The organism is Castellaniella sp. S9 (assembly GCF_027257175.1).
Taxonomy (GTDB): Bacteria; Pseudomonadota; Gammaproteobacteria; order Burkholderiales; family Burkholderiaceae_B; genus Castellaniella.
This window is the reverse complement of sequence record NZ_JAPFGD010000006.1, coordinates 91,392-110,239: the sequence shown is the minus strand read 5'-3', so window position 1 is coordinate 110,239 and position 18,848 is coordinate 91,392. Positions and strand designations below refer to the sequence as shown.

Genomic DNA, 18,848 nt, shown 5'->3' with positions numbered 1-18,848 from the left:
GAATCCTCATGATCATTTCCCTATTGCCCGCCGGCCTCATCGCGCCAAAGCTGCACGCTGTTGACATGGACTGGCCGCCCCCACCGCCCTCTCCGTTTGACGAAACCGAGCGCACCAGACGACGGATCGAACACCGCAACCATTTTCTCAAGCTGATGAAAGAAAAATTTCCCGGATTGCCATACTGAACCCGCACTCTGGCCACGCAGTGGTACTGCCCAACTCCTAACCCAACATCCGCGTCATCAGCCTATTTTGGGCGATGGCAACAGAAATCCCGGAGCACACCATGGAACAGAACACACCCAGCAACACCCCTCCCTTCAACCAAAAGAAGGGCGAACTGCAACAGAAACCGGATCCCAAGAGCAGTCCTCAGGAACCCGCTGAGCAAGAGAAAGGGGATCGAACGGCGAAAAAGTGACCGGTAGCCGGAAGGCTACGGTAGGAAAGGCCTAACAACCCTTCCTTCGACTCCGCCATCAGCCGCCCACGGGCGGCTGTTCTTTCGCACTTCAATCCGTCCGGCGCACGCCAAGATCGTGCACGCCAATGGCCTATTCGCCTGCACAGCCCCCTACCGTCTCATTGTGCTTCAGCAGCTGATGCCAGGGTTGCGTCCACATCGGCCGGCGGCTGAGGCGCTATGAGGCCTGACGCCCCAGGCGGCCGGGCCGCGCGCGCATGCGCCGCCCCTGCGCCAGCCACACCAGCGCGAGGATCAGCAGAGCCGGAACGTAGATCCAGAACTCGGACGGCCGCGAGGGATTGGGCACCAGCACCTCATGGATCACCCAGCCCTGCTCCCAGCCGGCGCGGCGCGCCGTGCTGCCAAAGCGGACATTGGCGATCTGCACCTGGCCGCCCAGGGCCACGGCCGTGACGCCCGCCGTCGCCAGGCGCTGGCGCCCGGCGGCCTCGCCGTTGAGGTCGCCGTCCTCGGGCAAGGCCGGCAGCGTCACGGCGACGGTTTTGGACAGGTCGTCGCCCTCGAGGTTCATGCCCTCCATGACCACGATCAGCCGGCCCTTGTCCGGCAGCGCCGCGGCGACCTCCAGCATGTGCGACGCCGGCTGGACCTGGTAGCGAGGCGCCACGAAATCCATGAACCAGCCGGGTCTGAACAGCGCGAAGGTCACCAGCAGCAGCAACAGCACCTCGAGCAGATTGCAGCGGATGCGGAACCAGAACATCGTCGCCGCCGCGAACGTCATGGACGCCAGCGTGGCGCCCGAGACGATCAGGATCAGTTCGCCCCAGCCATTCACATCGATCAGCAGCAGCAAGGGATTGAAGATGAACATGAAAGGCAGGACGGCGGTGCGCAGCGCATACCTCACGCCCTGGATGCCGGTCTTGATGGGATCCTCGCCCGAGATCGCCGCCGCGGCAAAAGTCGCCAGTCCCACCGGCGGCGTGATGTCGGCCATGATGCCGTAATAGAAGACGAACATGTGGACCGCGATCAGCGGGATCACCAGGCCGCTTTGCGCGCCCAGCTCGACCACTACCGGTGCCATCAAGGTGGCCATCAGGATGTAGTTGGCCGTCGTCGGCATGCCCAGCCCGAGGACCAGGCAGACAGCGGCGGTGAACAGCAGCATCAGCAGCACGCTGCCCATGGACACCAGTTCGACGAAGGCGGTCATGCGCAGGCCCAGGCCGGTCAGCGTGATCGCCCCCACGATGAGGCCGGCGGTGCCGCAGGCGATGGCGATACCCACCATGTTGCGCGCGCCTTCCTGCAGGCCGGTGACGGCCTCGGACCAGCCCAGACTCCAGGCGTGCGCCGTCGGCTGGCGCCTGAACCAGGCAATCAGCGGATGCTGGGTCACCATCTGGATCAGCATGGCGATCACCGCCCAGAATGCGGACAATCCGGCCGAGAACATCTCGACGGTCAGGCACCAGACCAACACCCCGATGGGTATCAAATAATACAGCCCGGCACGCACCGTCGGCCAAATCGGCGGACGCGTGGGATGCGTGATGTCGATGTCGGTGGGCAGGTCGGGATGGCTGGCCGCGATGCGCAGCAGCCACAGGTACAGCAGCGCCAGCATGGCCAGCAGGATCCAGATCGCCCAGGCGCCCGCCAACCGCTGCACACCCACGCCGATCCAATACACCAGGCCCATGACCGCGATCGATCCCGACAGGCCCATCCCCCAGCCGGCGAGGCGCTGCAGCGGCGTGCGGGGTGTGCTGTCCGAGAGCATCGGCTCGATGCCCAGCTGCAACGCCTCGAGGTGCACGATGTAGAACAGCGCGATGTAGGAGATCGACGCCGGCAGCAGCGCATGGCGAATGATGTCGGTGTAGGGAATGCCCACGTATTCGATCATGAGGAAGGCGGCCGCCCCCATGACCGGCGGCATGATCTGCCCATTGATCGAGGACGCGGTCTCGATGGCGCCGGCGCGGATGCCGCCATAGCCGGCGCGCTTCATGAGGGGAATGGTGAAAATGCCCCCGGTCACCACGTTGGCCACCGATGAGGCCGACACGATGCCGTTGACCGCCGAGGACACGACCGCGACCTTGGCCGGCCCGCCCCTCAGGTGGCCCAGCATCGCAAAGGACACTTGCATCATGTAGTTGCCCGCACCGCAGCGATCGAGCAAGGAACCCAGCAATACGAAGATGAAAATATACGAGACCGAGACGCCCAGGGCCACGCCATAGACGCCCTCGGTCGTCAGCCACATATGTGACATCAGGCGCTCGATCGACGCGCCGCGGTGCGACAGGACGTCGGGCAGCCAGGGCCCGAGCAGCGCGTAGGCGACGAACACCGCCCCCAGCACCGCCATCGGCGCACCCAGGGCGCGGCGCGTGGCCTCGAGCAGCAGCAACAGCCCGATGCCCGCCACCACGACGTCGCGCATGAGCGGGATGCCGGGCCGCGCGGCCAGCTCTTTGTAGAACAGGAACAGATAGGCGCCGCAGAATCCGGCCGCCAGCGCGAAGATCCAGTCATGCAGGGGTATCCGGTCGCGCGGCGAGGCCTTGCGGGCCGGAAACGCCAGGTAGCCGAGGAACATGGCGATGCCGAGGTGAACGGCGCGCGCCTCGGTATCGTTGAATATCCCCAGGTGCAAAGCAAACGGAATGGGCGAGGCATACCAGAGCTGGAACAACGACCACGCCAGGGCGGTCAGCAATACCAGCGTACCGGCGAGTCCCTGCAAGTCCCGGCCGCCGCGGTCCACATCGGCGACCAGTTGCTCCAGGTGGGCATTATCCATCTGCTTCATGTCCTCTCGCATCGGCCTTCCCCATGCCCTCGATGATCGGCGGCCGCGCGCGCGGCCGCCCCATGGACCGTCACCAGGCCCTGCGGACCCCGGCGAGCCGGGCGCACGCGCCCCGCCCTTGGATCACAGCAGGCCTTTTTCCTTGAAGTACTTTTCCGCGCCCGGATGCAGCGGCGCGGACAGGCCGTTCTTGACCATGTCCTCGGCGACGAGGTGGCCCAGCGCGGGGTGCAGCTTCTTGAAGTCGTCGAAATTATCGAAGACCGCCTTCACCACCTGATAGACCGTATCCTCGGGCACGTCGGCGGAGGTCACGAAAGTCGCCAGAACCCCGTAGGTCTGGGTTTCCTGCGGATTGTTGGGATACAGGCCCGCGGGGATCGTGGCCTTGGCGTAGTAGGGATACTTGTCGACCAGGCCGTCGACCACGGGGCCGGTCAGCGAGACCAATTGCGCGCCGCAGGTCGTCGTCGGATCCTGGATGTTGGCCGAGGGGTGGCCCACACCATAGAAGAACCCGTCGATCTTGCCGTCGCACAGGGCCGACCCGTGCTCATCGGGCCGCAACTCGGAGGCCAGCGAGAAGAAGTTCAACCCCTGACCCATGGCCTCCAGCAGCATCTCCATCGATGCGCGCGTGCCCGAGCCGGGATTGCCGACGTTGAAGCGCTTGCCCTTGAAGTCCTCGAAAGTCTTGATGTTGGCATCCTTGTTCGCCACGACGGTGAAGGGTTCCGGGTGGATCGAGAAGACGGAGCGCAGCTTGTCGAACTTGCCGGAATCCTTGAATTGTCCTTCCCCGTTGTAGGCATTGAAGCCCACGTCCGACTGCACCACACCCAGGTCGAGTTCACCCGCCTTGATGGTGTTGACGTTGAAGACCGAGCCTCCGGTGGACTCGACCGAGCAGCGCAGGCCATGCGAGGCGCGGTCCTTATTGACCAGCCGGCAGATGGCGCCGCCCGCGGCGTAGTAGACCCCGGTGACGCCGCCGGTGCCGATGCTGACGAATTTCTGTTGCGCAGCAACCGGCGCGGACATGCCGGCGCACAGGGCGGCAACGGCGGCCGACAGGGCCAGGCGCCGGCCGAGGCGCAGGGATGGCATGAATGAATCGCGCATTGTGTTCTCCTTTTCAACCCGCGGTAAGCCCGCATTAAGCGAACGGACAGGATAAAACACTTGTTGCCGCGATGGCTACGAAAACCTCGACTGTTTCATTCGGGGTTTTTACCAATTTCCGAGGAAATCCAGCCGGGCCTCAGGCCCTGCGCCAGGCGCCCAGGCGTTGTGAGAGACGGTCCGCGAGCCTGCGCATGGCTTGCCCGGCGCGCTCCTCGAGCGCCTCGTCGACATCGTCGGCCCGGATGCTGACCGCCACCCCGGCCACCGCCTCGGGATTGTGCGAATCGAAGACCGGCGCGCCAAAGCAGTACATGCCCTCGCGCACGGCCTCGCGATCGATGGAATAGCCGCGGCGGCGCACGCGGCGCAACTCGTCGATGAGGGCCTCGACGTCGCGCAGGCCGTTGGCCGTCAGTGGCACAGGCCAGGCGCCGGGCGCGCCCATGAGTTTGCGCACACCCTCGTCGGGCGAGGTGCTGAGCATGGCCTGGCCGGTGGCCGTGTAGACCGACGGCAGGCGCATGCCTGAACGAAAGGTGAAGCCCAGCGGCCGCACGCCGTTGCGGCAGGCGATGTAGACCACCTCGCGCCCGTCGCGCACGGACAGCGTGATGGTCTCCTCGGGCAGGACGCGCATGTCATCCCAGGAGGCAAAGAACTCCTGGGTGATGTCGATGCGCGCCAGGAACGCATTGGCCCACATCATCACATGGGGTCCCAGGGTCATCTGGCCGCTGTCCAGGCGGGTGAGCAGGTTGAGTTGCTCGAGGGTGGCGCACAGGCCGTGGAGGGTGCTCTTGGGAATGCGCAGCGCCCGTGCCAGTTCGGCCAAGGACTGCGGCTCGCCCGCCGCCGCGATCCGATCGAGGACGGCGGTCGCCCGCGCGACAGCGGGTGCGGCGGGACGGTCGGGCGTCAATGGATCGTCTGCCATCGGTGGTGTGGATCAGAACGTCGAGGCGCAATGCCCGCCGCTGGGGGCCTGCCCGGAGCCGGCGGCGATCAGCGGCGGCTCGGCGCGCACGTCGACGGCGGTGCTGTGCGCCCAGTCCCAGGCGAAAAAGCCGGCGATCAGCGCCCAGAACAACACGGCCATCAAAGGGTTCTTCATGCCGCCTCCGATCAGAACGCGAAACGACGGCGCACGCGCACGCCCAGCAAGGAGCCGAGGAACGCCATCGGCACCCAGATCCAGCCATGCAAGCTGCCGGTCGAAATGCCGCTGACCATGGCGCCGATGTTGCAGCCAAAGGCCAGGCGCGAGCTGTAGCCCAGCAGAAAGCCGGCCACGATGCCGACCAGCCATTGGGTGCCGTTCAATCCCTTGGCGGGTTTGCCCGCGGACTGGCCCGCCGCGATCCACAAGGCGCCGGCGAGGATGCCGAGGTTGGTGATCGAGGTGACGTCCAGGAACACCGATTGGCCCAGCGTGGTGGCGTTGACGGTTTCGCTCCAGAAGGGGTTGGCGGAGGGGTCGAACACGCCGGCCGCGGTCGCGAGCTTGGCCGCCCACAGGCCAAAGCCGTAGACGATGCCCCAGGGCTGGCCGGCGATCACCAGGTTCAGGGCGGCCAGGGCGGCCAGCAGCACAGCCCCGATCAGCAGCTTGCGATCGAACAGCCGGGCCGAACGTCCGGCCCAGCGCACCACGCCCAGCCCCACCGCGGCCAATCCCGCCAGGGTGAGCGCCAGCGCCACCGGAGCGCCGAAATGCGTGACCAGCCCATACGGCGGAACCGCGCCCAGCGCCAGCCAGCGGTCCAAGGTCGCCGAGCCCAGGAAACTGCCGATCGCGAACAACGGCAGGATCGCCATGTTCAGGGGGATGCCCAGGCCCGCCTTGTACAAGGTGCCCGACCCGCAGCCGTCGGCCACCTGCATGCAGGCGCCGAACACGAAGGCGCCCACCAGCAGGCTGATGCTGGGCGGACCCAGGGCGGCGCCCAGGTCGGTCGGAAAGGCCGCCAGCAGCGGCATGGATACCGCGGCGGCCACGGCAAGCAGCAGCAGTTGCGCCAGCACGCCACTGGGGTCGCGCTGCTCGATCAGCCGGCGCCAGCCGGTCGTAAAGCCGAAACGCGCCCCGGCCAGGACGGCACCCATGCCCACACCCACGAGGAACAACAGGGCCTGGCGCAAGGCGACGGACCAGGCCAGGAAAACCATGAAGGCGATCGTCAGGATCGCGACGGGACTGCGTTTCACGCGATCTCCTTGAGGGGGAACCGGGCCTCAGCCCAGCAGGCCCTTGAGCTTGTCGAGAATCTGCGAGCCGCGGCCCGGCACGTTGTCCATGGGCAGCGCGCTGTCATGCGACCACTCGGCGAGCGAAGCGGGATACAGACGGACGTTCTTCTGGCCCACCACCTCGGACAAGGCGAACCAGTCGGTGGCGGCCCAATGCCCGGTATTGCAGAAAGAGATCGTTTCGTCGGCCGGTTCCGGCAGGGACTGCGCGGCGATCCGGCGGGCCTCGTCGGCCGAGACGAAGATCGAGGTGCCGGGCTTGAACCACTTGCCGTTTTCGAGATTGACGGCGCCCTGGATGGTGCCGGGGACCTGCGCGGTGGGCGCCTTGACCTTGCCCAGGTAGAAATCCAGGGGGCGCGCATCGACCAGGCGCACGGCGGGATTGCCGACCTGGGCCGCGACCTGCTCCGTCGTGGCGATGAGGCTGTCGTCCAGCCGGGCCTCGAAGGCGCTGGCGGTGACGGCCGGGGCCGCCTGGTCCTGGGGCAGGCCGGCGTCGGCCCAGGCCTTCAGGCCGCCGTTGAGGATCGAGAGATCCTTCAAGCCCAGGTATTTCAGGGTCCAGTACACGCGGGCCGAGGCGCCGAAATCGGTGGCGTCGGCGCCCGAGGACACCACGATCGCATGCGTGCCGGCATCCACGCCCAGGCCGCGCACGAGCTCGGTCAGGCGCGAGACGGGCGGCAGTTCGCCGGGATTGTCGGCCGGGCCGCGCCATTGCCCGTAGGGCGCGGACACGGCGCCGGGAATATGGCCCGCCGCGTAGGCGTCGGGAGGCCGGATGTCGATCACCCGCACCGCGGGATCCTGGCGGATCGCCTCCAGTTCAGGCGGCGTGAGCAGCGGCTGCGCAGCCCAGGCCGCGGACGAGGCACCGAGCGCCACGACCGCGGCGCCCAGGTAGGAAGTCAGGGATTTCATGATGATGACCTGAAGCAATAAGAACAGGGGTTCTTATTTTCTCAGACTTTAAGGCCCGGCGGATGAGGCGCGATAGATCGCCTGTTTATTAGCTTCTATTTCCGGGGGATAAGGATCCCGGGGATGCCTGTGAGACCTCCCGCAAGGCGCCCGCCAGATTGGCCGGCAGGACCTGAAGGATGCGGGCCGCGCTGGCCGCCGCCTCGGTCAGGGCCCGGGCGGGATCGGCGCCCTGTGCCCATTCGTGCACGAAGGCTGAGGCGTAGGCATCCCCCGCACCTACGGTGGAGACGACCTCGACCGCCTGGGCGGGAGCGAAATGTCCGGCGCGGCCGTCATGGAACAGCGCCCCACCCTCGCCCAGGGTGATCAGGACGCCCTGGCCCTCTCGCGAGAGAATGCGGCGTGCCAAGGCCTCGGCGCGCTCGGGCGGAAATTCCTCGTGCGCGGCGGCAGGCGCCTCGCCGCACAAGCGGCTGGCCTCATCGATGTTCATGCACAGCAGGTCGGCTTCGCGCCGCAGGATCCGCAGCGCCTCGGGCTGCGCGATCTGGCGGGCGCCCGGCGTCACCACCAGCCGCCATCCCCGCCCGCCCGGCGCGCTCAGGGCGGCATCCAGGTGTGCCTGCGACTCCAGCGACAGGCCGGTGACATAGGCGACGTCGCAGGCGGCCAAGCCCGGAAATCCATGCCCACCCACGCGGGCGCTCGCGCCGCGCTGCGCATAAGCGCGGGCGGCGCCCCGCTCGTCGACCATCACCACCGCCTTGCCGGTGGGCTCGGACACCGTCTCGAACGCGACATGCACGCCGTGCCGCGCCAGCAGGCCCGCGATCAAGCCGCCTTCGAGGTCGGCGCCCACGCCGGCCTGCACCGTCGCCTGCGCACCACGCGCGGCGAAATTCAGGGCGGCGTTCACCGCACCGCCGCCCGCGTACAGGCCGATGTGGGCCACGTCCTGCTTGGCGCCGCGCATCGGCAGGACGCGCGCCACCACGATGTCCACCACCGCGGCGCCTATCGTCAGGATTTTCATGGCAAGCCCTCGTCAGTGCAGGTCGCGCGTGTAGACGAACTTCGGCATGCTCCAGCCAAAGCGCAGGGCCAGCAGCCGCAGCGCGAGGCCGACGATCATCGCCACCGCCATGACGGCCTCGTGATGCCATTGCAGGGCGTGCCCCGCCACATACAGTCCCCCGGTGACGACGGAGACCGTGGCGTAGAGCTCGGCGCGAAACAGCAGCGGGATCTCATTGCACAGGACGTCGCGCAACACCCCGCCCACGCAGCCGGAAATCAGGCCCGACGCGATGACGACCCCGACGGGCATGTCCAGGCCGATGGCCACATTGCAGCCGATCACCGTGAACACCACCAGGCCCACCGCATCCAGGAACAGGAACAGCCAGCGCAGCTGCGCCAGGTGCCGGGCAATGGCGATGGTCAACAGCGCGGCAACACCCGTGACCGCCAGGTAGGAGGGATGGGCGACCCAGCTCAGCGGATGATGGTCCAGCAGGATGTCGCGCACGGAACCGCCGCCCAGGGCGGTCACCCAGCCCAGCAGGCACACGCCCACCCAGTCCATTTCGCGCCGCCCGGCCGCCAGCGCCGCCGTCATGGCCTCGGCCGAGATGGCGACGAGATAGAGAATCTGCAAGAACAGGGCGGTCGAGGGGGCTTCGATCACAAGATTCCCTTTGAGAGCTTGATTTCCCTTAGAATTTACCGCATCCGACAGAACACATTCCGTCACGTCTCCTTCCAAACTGAAAAAAGGAACTCGTATGAAACGCTGGATGCTGCTTACCGCCGGATTGATTCTGTCCGCGAACGCCGGGGCGGCGGGCCCGGCCCAATGGGCCTACGAGGGCGCCGGCGGGCCCGCGCACTGGGGCGCGCTCAGCCCCGAATTCACAGCCTGCTCCCAGGGCCGCAATCAATCGCCCGTCGATATCAGTTCGACGGTCAAGGCCCAGCTGCCGCCCTTGCACATGCGGTATGCCGCCGGTCCGGCGACGATCATCAACAACGGCCACACCATCCAGATCGACTTCGCGCCGGGTGGCGCCCTCAATCTGGACGGCCGGGATTTCGAGCTCAAGCAGGTCCATTTCCATGCCCCCAGCGAAAACACCATCGACGGCCGCCTGTTCCCCCTCGAGGCGCATTTCGTGCATGCCGACGCCAAGGGTGCTCTGGCCGTGATCGGGGTCATGTACGAGACCGGCGCCGCCAACGAGGCGTTGGCGCCGGCCTGGGCGCAACTGCCCGCGCAGCCCGGGCCGGCGCAGCCCCTGGCGCAGCCCGTCGATGCCACCCGGATGCTGCCGGCCGCGCTCGACTACTACCGGTTCAGCGGCTCCCTCACCACGCCGCCCTGCTCCGAGGGCGTACGCTGGCTGGTGCTCCAGAAACCCCTGACCGCATCCAGCGAACAGATTGCCGCATTCGAAGGCATCATGGGCGGGCCGACCAACCGGCCGGTGCAGCCCCTCAACGGCCGCCTGATCGTCGAATAGGTCCGGGGCCTCCGGATCATGCCGCGCCGCCTGCTCGCGACTCTCACGCTCAGCGTGGGCGCCCTGCTCTGGCCGATGCAGGCGCCGGCGGCCACGCACTTCGGCTGCCACGGTATCCGCGACCTGGCCGTCGTCGCCCACATGGACGACGACTTGCTGTTCATGAATCCGGATATCGCGGATACCCTCGACGCGGGCGGCTGCCTGCAAGTCGTCTATCTGACCGCCAGCGATCGCGGCGAAGGCGCGCCTTATATGCTGGGTCGCGAACGCGGCATCCGGGCCGCCTACGCCCGCGCCGCGGGCGTGCGCGACGCCTGGCGCGAGGACGTGCTGACATTGGACGGGCGCCGCCTTGCCCGCTACACCCTGGAGGACCGTCCGGCCATCCGCCTGGTCCAGATGCGCATCAAGGACCCCTGGCTGGGCAAGGGCTGGGGCAGCCTCACGCCGCTCAGCCAGGCGGAATCCGTGCCTGGCGCGGAGGCGGAATCGATCGGTCCGCTGGTCGAGCGCTATGTCCGTTCCGGCCTGGTGACAGTCCTGGCGGCGTTGATCCGGGATTACGCGCCGACCTCGGTGCGATACATGGACGCCACTATCGCCACCCCCTATGCCGAGCTGTGCTGGCGCTGCGCCGGGGACGACCATCCCGACCATATCGCCGGCGCGCGGCTGGTGCGCGACGCCATGGCGCGGGCCCCGGGCATCTATGCCGAGATCGGCTACCTGAACTATCCCAGCCAGGAACGTCCCAGCAACCTGCCGTCCGCGCAAGCCGCCGCCAAGACCGAGGTTTTCCTGGCCTACATGCGCCACGACTACCGCTATTGCCGCGATCCGGCGCGTTGCGCACAGCCGGCCGGACCCGAGGCCGCATGGGTGTCAAGAATATATTATGTATCTCATGGAAATACCCCCGCGGCGCTGCTGGCGCAATCCGGCGGCCCCATCCTGCTCACGGTCGACGAATACTCCAACAATGCCAGCCTGCTGGCCGACGGGCGCATTCAGGCCCTGGGCCAGGGACCGCGCAGCGCCGATCCGGTGACGGTATTCAGATTGGCGGCCCCGGAAACCGGCGCCCTGCTGCGCAGCCCGGACGGCCGCATCCTGTCTGTCTTGATCGATGCCGCCGGCGGTCCGACGGCCTGGCGGCCCGTCGAGGGGGCGCGCCTGACGCGTGCGCCGGTGGTCACCCGCGGCCCGGCTCCGTGGGCGCTGGGCATGGGCCACGACGGACGCCTGCAACTGTCCCGCTGGGACACGGCGCGCCGGCAATGGGCGGGATGGCGGGGATTGCCTCCGCTGCCGGCGGCGCGGGCCGACGCGGCGATCGCCGAGGACCGCAACCAGGGCGTCCTGGTCCTCGCCACGGACGAGGCCGGGACGCTCTGGTGCGCCAAAGGCGGCGAACCGCTGCCCGAGGGCGTCCCGGCGCAGTGGCATCGCATCCGGGGCATCCGCAGCAGCGGGGGCCTGGCCGTGCTGCAGAATGCCGCCGGGCGAATGGAAGCCTATCTGCGCGACGCGCGCAGCGGGCGCATGATGCGCATGACGCAGCGGCGCCAAGGCGCCGGTTGCGGGGCATGGGGTCGGCCCGAGGACCTGGGCCTGGTCTACCAGGGCCGCCCCGCGATCCTCCTGGGACCGGACGGCCATGTCGTCGTGGCCGCCCGCGAACGCGACGGCGGCCCGCTCTGGCTGATCCGGGATGGCCGCGCGCGCAGGCTGCCCGGGGCCCCGGCATCCGACCCCAGCCTCGATGCAGTCGACGGCGAACTGCACGTCGTCACGCGCCAGATCGGGCCCGGCCAGGACTACCTGGTGCTGAGCCGGCGCGGCGGCACCTGGCGCGGCGACATCGTCGGCCGCCCGCCGCCGCAGGCCAGCGGACTGGCGCCCAGGCCCCGCCCACCGACGCTCAAGACATCGGCACCCCCGGCCTGAACGCCGTACCCGAATCAGGCACAATGCCAATATTCGAACCCCTCGAGGACATCATGGCCGATCTGTCAGCATTCCCCATCACCCGCAAGTGGCCGGCTCGACATCCAGACCGCATCCAGCTGTATTCCCTGCCGACCCCCAACGGCGTCAAGGTCTCGATCATGCTGGAGGAAACCGGCTTGCCGTACGAGGCGCATCTGGTCAGCTTCAGCACGCAGGATCAGCTCTCGCCGGAATTCCTGTCCCTCAACCCCAACAACAAGATTCCCGCCATCATCGACCCGGACGGCCCGGGGGGCCGGCCCCTGCCGCTGTTCGAGACGGGGGCGATCCTGATCTACCTCGCCGACAAGTCCGGCCGCTTTCTGCCCGCCGACCCGGCCCTGCGCTACCAGGCGATCCAGTGGCTGATGTTCCAGATGGGCGGCATCGGGCCGATGTTCGGCCAGGTGGGCTTCTTCAACAAGTTCGGCGGCAAGGACTACGAGGACAAGCGGCCGCTGCAGCGCTACGTGGACGAATCGCGCCGGCTGCTGAAGGTTCTCGAAGGACACCTTCGGGGCCGCGCCTGGATGATGGGGGACGACTACGGCATCGCCGACATGTCGATCTTTCCGTGGGTCCGCAATCTCGTCGGTTTCTACGAGGCCGGCGAACTGGTGGGCTTTGGGGACTTTCCCGAGGTGGCGCGGGTCCTCGAGGCTTTCGTCGCCCGTCCCGCGGTCCAGCGCGGCCTGGATATCCCGCCGCGCGGCTAGGGCCTGTTCACACTAAGGCACCTGCGGCTCAGTCCTCGCCGTCGGCCTCGTCCTTTGCCGGCGCCGCCTCGAGCAGGTCGGGGCGGCGTGCCAGGGTCAGAGCCAGCGATTGACGGCGCCGCCATTCGGCGATCTGCGCATGGTGCCCCGACAGCAGCACCTCGGGCACCGGCACGCCGTCCCAGACTTCGGGGCGGGTGTAGTGCGGACTGTCCAGCAGTCCCCCCAGTGCGGGATTGAAGGAATCCTGCTCGGCGGACTGCGCATCATGCAGGACGCCGGGCAGCAGGCGCAGCACACTGTCCATGACGACCATCGCCGCCAGCTCGCCGCCGGACAGCACATAGTCCCCCAGCGACAGTTCCTCGGTCACGTGTCGATCGATGAACCGCTGATCCACGCCCTCATAGCGGCCGCAGATCAGGATCGCGCCCGAGGACCGCGCCCAGCGCTGCGCCAGCCGCTGATCGTGACGCCGGCCGGCCGGGGACAGCAGCACGACCGGCACGCGATCCGGATCCTCGGCCGACTCGGCATGGCGCGCGGCACGGGCCGCCGCCACCGCGCGCGCCAGGGGCTCGGCCATCATGACCATGCCCGGCCCGCCGCCGTAAGGCCGATCGTCCACCGTGCGATGGACGTCCTCGGTGAAATCGCGGGGATTCCACACACCCAGGGACCAGAGTCCCCGCGCGTGGGCACGCCCGGTCACCCCCTGGTCGCGCAAGGCGGCGAACATGTCGGGAAATAAAGTGATCAGATCGAATCGCATGCTTGCGCCCCGCATCGAAGCAAACGCCCTGCGGCGCTCAGAAATCGGCGGGCCAGTCGCTGTCGATGCGCCGGGCCGCCAGATCGACACGCTGCACGTGGGCCTGCACGAACGGCACCAGCACATGCACCGGCCGCCCGCGGGCATCCGCCTCGGGCTGGAATCCGCCCTGCCCGTCCAGGACGCCACGCGCCACGCGCAGCACCGCATGGGCGCCATTGTCGAACACCTCGTCGACGCGGCCTAGAAAACAGGAGGCCTCGCCGGACTGCCCAAAGAAGTCGCAGCCGATCAGGTCGACCCAGTAATACTCATCCTCGCCGGCTTCTGGAAAGGCGGCCCTGGACGCCCAGACGGTGCACCCCTGCAGGGCCTCGGCCGCAGTGCGATCGGCGATGCCCTCGAACTGGGCGACGACGAAACGCCCCCCATGCAGGCGGCTGGTGCGCACCTCGATGGCGCGCGCCGACGGCGCCATGCCGGCCTGCGGGCCGGCCGCGGGTAGCTTCAGCCACCAGATCGCCGCGCGCAGCAGAGCCTGCGCATCGGCGGAATAGGGCTGGATCTTGAGCCAGCCGCGCACACCATGGGCCGCAACGATCCTGCCGACCTCGACCAGATCATCGGGCACGGAGTCGGCGCCGGATGCGCGGCCAGCCATGGCGCGCACCGTTGATCAGGCGGCAGCCTTGGCCGAATATTCCTTGACCAGACGGGCAACCGTGGGCGAGAGCTGCGCGCCGTTCTGCGTCCAGTGCTGGATGCGATCGAGGGCGATGCGCAGGCCTTCCTGGCCTTCGCCCGCGACGGGGTTATAGAACCCCACGCGTTCGATGAAACGGCCATCGCGGCGATTGCGCGAATCGGCTGCAACGACATTGTAGAAGGGACGCTTCTTCGAGCCGCCGCGGGCCAGACGAATCACAACCATTGATAATCCTTTGAAAATACGATGAAAAACGCAAAATTTTAGCACTTTTGGATGCCTGGCGGCAATCCGTGCGCACCACGGCTGGGTGCGCGCCCAAAAAACAACAGGCGGCGCGCTTAGGGGCCCTCCGGCCAAGTGCCCGCCGGCTCGTGCAGAAATTCCCTAGCGCCGCCGCAAAACATGCATGGTCACGCCGTCGGGCCGAGCGTCCTGCACCAGCAGGGCATTGCCCGTCTGCCGGCAGAACGCCTGAAAATCGCGCACAGCATGCGCATCCGTGGTCAGCACGGCCAGGACCTGCCCGCTGTCGAGCCGAGCCAGGGCCTTTTTGGTGCGCAGGATGGGCAGAGGACAATCCAGCCCCGTGGCATCGATCTCGAGATCGACCGGGACGGAAGGATCGGACGGCTGCATTCAGGCCTCCAGGCGCGCCTGCACCCAGGCGCGCACGCCCGCGAGGGCACCGTCCAGGGCGCCCACGTCGGTCCCGCCCCCCATCGCCATGTCGGGACGCCCGCCGCCCTTGCCGCCCACCTGGGCCGCGACGGCGCCCACCAGATCGCCCGCCTTGATCCGTGTCGTCAATCCGGGGCTGACGCCGGCGACGAGACTGATCCGGTCGTCGGAGACCGCCGCCAGCAGGATCACGGCATCCTGCAGCTTGGCCTTGAGCTGGTCCACCATGCCGCGCAAGGCCTTGGGATCCACGCCCGAGAGGCGGGTCGCCAGCAGGCGCGCGCCGGCCAGTTCGACGGCCTGGCCGGCCAGATCATTGCCGGCGGCGGCGGCCAGCTTGTCCTGCAGACGTTCGAGGTCGCGCTCCAGGTGGCGCGTCTGCTGCTGCAAGGCCTGAATGCGTTCCGGAATATCGGCGGGCTGGGTCTTGAGCAGGCCGGCCGCCTGGTCCAGCATGCTCTGGGCATCCTGGACCCAGCCGAGCGCCTTGCGTCCGGTCACGGCCTCGACGCGACGGATGCCGGCGGCCACGCCGCCCTCGGAGACGATCTTGAACAAGCCGATGTCGCCGGTGCGCGCGACGTGTGTGCCGCCGCACAGCTCGCGCGAAAAGCCGATGTCCAGCACCCGCACCTCGTCCCCGTACTTTTCGCCGAACAGCGCCACCGCGCCGCCCTCGACCGCCTGGTCGTAAGGCATGAGCCGGGTACGCACGGCCTCGTTGGCCAGCACCTCGCCGTTGACGATGCGCTCGACCTCGGCGACCTGCGCCGGGCTCATGGGCGCGTCGTGGGCAAAGTCGAAGCGGGTCTTGTCGCCATCGACCAGCGAGCCGCGCTGCTGGACATGGTCGCCCAGTACCTGCCGCAGGGCCTTGTGCATCAGGTGCGTGGCCGAGTGATTGCGCATGGTGTCGCGACGCCGCGCCTGGTCGACGTGCGCCTCGACGGTATCGCCCACCGACAGCGTGCCCTCGAGCAGGGTGCCGTGATGGCCGAAGACGTCGCTTTGGATTTTCTGGGTGTCGGCCACCTGGAAGCGCGCGGCCGCACTGGCCAGCAGGCCGGTATCGCCGACCTGGCCGCCCGATTCGGCATAGAAGGGCGTGGCATCGAGCACCACGACCGCATCCTGCCCCTGGGCAATGGTCTGGACCTGGGCGCCATCCACATACAGGGCGGTCACGGCCGCCTGCCCGTCGAAATGCTCGTAGCCGTCGAATCGCGTGGCCACGCCCTCGTAGCTGAGGTCCGCGGCGGCCTTGAACTTGCCGGCCGCGCGCGCCTGTTCGCGCTGCTGCGCCATGGCCCGCTCGAAGCCGTCCAGGTCGACCTCGACCCGGCGCTCGCGGCAGATGTCGGCGGTCAGGTCCACCGGGAATCCGTAGGTGTCATAAAGGGTGAACAGCGTCTGCCCGTCCAGGGCCCGGCCCTCGGGAAGCTCGCCCAGCGCAGCCTCGAGGATGCGCATGCCGTTCTCGAGGGTCTCGCTGAAGCGTTCCTCCTCCTGGCGCAAGACCTGCTCGACGCGGGCCTGCTGGGCGGCGAGCTCGGGATAGGCCTGGCCCATCTGGTCGACCAGGTCGGCGACCAGCCGATGGAAGAACGCGCGGGTCTGTCCGAGCTTGTGCCCGTGGCGCAGGGCCCGCCGGATGATCCGGCGCAGCACGTAGCCCCGGCCCTCGTTGCCCGGGATCACGCCGTCGACGATCAGGAAGCTGCAGGCGCGGATATGGTCGGCGATGACCTTGAGCGAGTTGTTGTCCAGGTCGCCGGTGCCGGTCTCGCGCGCGGCGGCGCGGATCAGGGTCTGGAAGAGATCGATCTCGTAGTTGGAATGCACGTGCTGCAGCACGGCGGCGATGCGCTCCAGGCCCATGCCGGTGTCGACGCAGGGCCGCGGCAGCGGATGCATGACGCCCTGGGCGTCGCGCTCGAACTGCATGAACACGAGGTTCCAGATCTCGATGTAGCGGTCGCCGTCCTCCTCGGGCGATCCCGGAGGCCCGCCCCAGATCTCGGGGCCGTGATCGTAGAAGATCTCTGAACAGGGACCGCAGGGGCCGGTATCGGCCATCTGCCAGAAATTGTCCGAAGCGTAGCGCGCGCCTTTGTTGTCGCCGATCCGGATGATGCGCTCGGCGGGCACGCCGATGTCCTCGGCCCAGATGCCGTAGGCCTCGTCGTCCTCATGGTAGACCGTGACCCAGAGCTTTTCCTTGGGCAGGCCGTAGACCTCGGTCAACAAGGTCCAGGCATAGCGGATGGCATCGTGCTTGAAATAATCCCCGAAGCTGAAGTTGCCCAGCATCTCGAAGAACGTGTGGTGGCGGGCGGTGTAGCCGACGTTTTCCAGGTCGTTGTGCTTGCCGCCGGCGCGTACGCAGCGCTGCGCGGTCGTCGCCCGGCGATACGGACGCGTGTCCTTGCCGGTGAACACGTCCTTGAACTGCACCATCCCCGAATTGGTGAACAGCAGCGTCGGATCGTTGGCCGGCACGAGCGGCGAGGACGGCACCACCTGATGCCCCTTGGATTCGAAAAAGGACAGGAATTTCTGGCGTATCTCGGAGGTTTTCATTCGTCATGCCGCTGGGGAAAGTAACCGGGAATTATAACGTCTTGGGTCCTCAAGCATGCGCCGCCAGGAAATCGGCCAGCGTCAGCGCAACCACCTGCGTCGCCGCGCACAGATCGGACAGCGCCAGGTTCTCGTCGGCCTGCTTGGCGCGCGACTCCATCAGCGTGCGCGGGCCCGCCCCGTACAGCACCACCGGCACGCCGTGCTCGCCATACAGACGCGCATCCGCATACAGCGGCGTGCCGCAGACCTGGATCGGCTCGCCCAGCACCGCCTCGGCATGGCGCCGCAGGCTGGCGACGATCCGCTCATGGCCGGGCAGCGCGCGCAAGGGGTGCGCCAGCAGGATGCGGCGCACATCCACGCGGATGCCGGGCAGGCCGGCGGCCGCGGACTGGATGAAGGCGCGCACCTCGGCCTCGACCTGGACGGGATCCTCCTCGGGAATCATGCGGCGGTCCATCTTGAGGACCACCCTGCCCGGCACCACGTTGGTGTTCGTGCCGCCGTCGATGCGGCCCACGATCATCGTGGGGCTGTCGATGCCGGGGAAGGCCGAGCGGATCCGATCCAGCGCGTCGGCCTGGCGATAGATCTCGTCGAGCACGCGCGCGGCGGCGCGCAACGCGTCGTGACCGGACTTGGGCATGGAACCGTGGGTGGCCTTGCCATCGATCGTGACCTCGAACTGCAGGCAGCCGTTGTGCGCCGTGACGGCGGCGTAGCTGAAGCCCGCGCACAGGGCGTAGTCCGGCCGGGTCAGGCCCTGTTCCAGCAGCCAGCCCGGCCCGAGCAGGCCGCCGAACTCCTCGTCATAGGTGAAGTGCAGTTCGATGGTCCCGGCCAGCGCCGCGCCGCTGGCCTCGAGCGCACGCACCGCATGCAGATAGGTGGTGAAGTCGCTCTTGGACACCGCCGCCGCGCGGCCATAGATGCGGCCGTCGGCAATCTCGCCGCCATAGGGCGGATGGGTCCAGCCCTCGCCGGGCGGCACCACGTCGCCGTGCGCGTTCAGGGCGAACACCGGCCCGCCCTCGGCGTAGCGGCGCCGCACGATCAGATTGGTGATGCTGCGCATGCCGTAGGCCCGCACCTGCTCCTCGGGCACGGGATGCCGCTCGACCTCCCAGCCCCAGCGCTCGACGATGCGCGCCACCGCATCGGCATGCGGCGCCGTGTCGCCGGGCGGCGTGTCGGTGGGAATGGCGACGAGGGTGCGCAGCAGTTCGACCTGTTCGTCGAAATGCGCGTCCACCCAGGCGCGCAGGCGCGCCCGCAGGCCGGCGTCGGCGGGCTGGGAATGTGGTTCGGTGGTCGGGGACATGG

General features: G+C 68.0%; 19 protein-coding genes. 5 read left to right on the top strand and 14 right to left on the bottom strand.

Annotated features, from left to right (window positions below; all coding sequences use genetic code 11):
- Positions 1-8 precede the first annotated feature (8 nt).
- The gene (locus OOZ48_RS11415) at positions 9-188 is read left to right on the top strand and encodes a hypothetical protein (RefSeq protein ID WP_269498396.1); all 180 of its coding nucleotides are present in this window, start codon (positions 9-11) and stop codon (positions 186-188) included.
- A gap of 101 nt (positions 189-289) precedes the next feature.
- Complete coding sequence (locus OOZ48_RS11410; RefSeq protein WP_269498395.1) at positions 290-424, top strand: hypothetical protein; 135 nt, start codon at positions 290-292, stop codon at positions 422-424.
- Between the two features lie 220 nt (positions 425-644).
- Here OOZ48_RS11410 and OOZ48_RS11405 read toward each other — a convergent pair whose 3' ends face one another.
- The 8 genes from OOZ48_RS11405 to OOZ48_RS11370 all read right to left on the bottom strand — a co-directional run bounded on the left by OOZ48_RS11405 (position 645) and on the right by OOZ48_RS11370 (position 9,240).
- A complete protein-coding gene (locus tag OOZ48_RS11405; protein WP_269498393.1) occupies positions 645-3,257 on the bottom strand; it encodes a TRAP transporter permease in 2,613 nt (870 codons plus the stop codon).
- Between the two features lie 123 nt (positions 3,258-3,380).
- Positions 3,381-4,379 carry a TAXI family TRAP transporter solute-binding subunit gene (locus tag OOZ48_RS11400; protein WP_269498391.1) on the bottom strand — a complete coding sequence of 333 codons (999 nt, stop codon included), beginning with the start codon at positions 4,377-4,379 and terminating at the stop codon, positions 3,381-3,383.
- A gap of 139 nt (positions 4,380-4,518) precedes the next feature.
- Entirely contained in the window at positions 4,519-5,316 is a 798-nt protein-coding gene (locus tag OOZ48_RS11395) for an IclR family transcriptional regulator (RefSeq protein WP_269498389.1), read from the bottom strand.
- 12 nt (positions 5,317-5,328) lie between these two features.
- On the bottom strand, positions 5,329-5,493 hold the full coding sequence (locus tag OOZ48_RS11390; RefSeq protein WP_269498388.1) for a hypothetical protein: 165 nt from the start codon (positions 5,491-5,493) through the stop codon (positions 5,329-5,331).
- 11 nt (positions 5,494-5,504) lie between these two features.
- Positions 5,505-6,587, bottom strand: coding sequence for a YeeE/YedE thiosulfate transporter family protein (locus OOZ48_RS11385; RefSeq protein WP_269498387.1), 1,083 nt, complete (start codon positions 6,585-6,587; stop codon positions 5,505-5,507).
- A 27-nt stretch (positions 6,588-6,614) separates the two neighbouring features.
- Positions 6,615-7,553 (bottom strand): sulfurtransferase, encoded by a 939-nt coding sequence (locus OOZ48_RS11380; RefSeq protein WP_269498386.1) that lies wholly within the window; start codon positions 7,551-7,553, stop codon positions 6,615-6,617.
- A gap of 88 nt (positions 7,554-7,641) precedes the next feature.
- A complete protein-coding gene (locus tag OOZ48_RS11375; RefSeq protein ID WP_269498385.1) occupies positions 7,642-8,589 on the bottom strand; it encodes a carbohydrate kinase family protein in 948 nt (315 codons plus the stop codon).
- 12 nt (positions 8,590-8,601) lie between these two features.
- Positions 8,602-9,240 (bottom strand): trimeric intracellular cation channel family protein, encoded by a 639-nt coding sequence (locus OOZ48_RS11370; RefSeq protein WP_442867579.1) that lies wholly within the window; start codon positions 9,238-9,240, stop codon positions 8,602-8,604.
- A 100-nt stretch (positions 9,241-9,340) separates the two neighbouring features.
- On the opposite strand from OOZ48_RS11370, the gene OOZ48_RS11365 reads away from it, so the two are divergent.
- The 3 genes from OOZ48_RS11365 to OOZ48_RS11355 are packed head-to-tail and all read left to right on the top strand — an operon-like array spanning position 9,341 to position 12,783.
- A complete protein-coding gene (locus OOZ48_RS11365; protein WP_269498383.1) occupies positions 9,341-10,075 on the top strand; it encodes a carbonic anhydrase in 735 nt (244 codons plus the stop codon).
- A gap of 18 nt (positions 10,076-10,093) precedes the next feature.
- Positions 10,094-12,025 (top strand): PIG-L family deacetylase, encoded by a 1,932-nt coding sequence (locus tag OOZ48_RS11360; RefSeq protein ID WP_269498382.1) that lies wholly within the window; start codon positions 10,094-10,096, stop codon positions 12,023-12,025.
- A gap of 53 nt (positions 12,026-12,078) precedes the next feature.
- Positions 12,079-12,783 (top strand): glutathione S-transferase N-terminal domain-containing protein, encoded by a 705-nt coding sequence (locus OOZ48_RS11355; protein ID WP_269498685.1) that lies wholly within the window; start codon positions 12,079-12,081, stop codon positions 12,781-12,783.
- 28 nt (positions 12,784-12,811) lie between these two features.
- On the opposite strand, the gene trmD is transcribed toward OOZ48_RS11355, so the two are convergent.
- The 6 genes from trmD to OOZ48_RS11325 all read right to left on the bottom strand — a co-directional run bounded on the left by trmD (position 12,812) and on the right by OOZ48_RS11325 (position 18,846).
- Positions 12,812-13,555 carry a tRNA (guanosine(37)-N1)-methyltransferase TrmD gene (gene trmD, locus OOZ48_RS11350; RefSeq protein ID WP_269498380.1) on the bottom strand — a complete coding sequence of 248 codons (744 nt, stop codon included), beginning with the start codon at positions 13,553-13,555 and terminating at the stop codon, positions 12,812-12,814.
- 37 nt (positions 13,556-13,592) lie between these two features.
- Positions 13,593-14,216, bottom strand: a complete 624-nt coding sequence (gene rimM, locus OOZ48_RS11345; protein ID WP_269498378.1) for a ribosome maturation factor RimM — start codon at positions 14,214-14,216, stop codon at positions 13,593-13,595.
- A gap of 15 nt (positions 14,217-14,231) precedes the next feature.
- The gene (rpsP, locus tag OOZ48_RS11340) at positions 14,232-14,486 is read right to left on the bottom strand and encodes a 30S ribosomal protein S16 (RefSeq protein WP_269498376.1); all 255 of its coding nucleotides are present in this window, start codon (positions 14,484-14,486) and stop codon (positions 14,232-14,234) included.
- Between the two features lie 162 nt (positions 14,487-14,648).
- Positions 14,649-14,900, bottom strand: coding sequence for a sulfurtransferase TusA family protein (locus OOZ48_RS11335; protein WP_269498374.1), 252 nt, complete (start codon positions 14,898-14,900; stop codon positions 14,649-14,651).
- Positions 14,901-17,522, bottom strand: a complete 2,622-nt coding sequence (gene alaS, locus OOZ48_RS11330; protein ID WP_269498372.1) for an alanine--tRNA ligase — start codon at positions 17,520-17,522, stop codon at positions 14,901-14,903.
- Positions 17,523-17,571: 49 nt separating this feature from the next.
- Entirely contained in the window at positions 17,572-18,846 is a 1,275-nt protein-coding gene (locus OOZ48_RS11325) for a M20/M25/M40 family metallo-hydrolase (protein WP_269498370.1), read from the bottom strand.
- Positions 18,847-18,848: the final 2 nt, after the last annotated feature.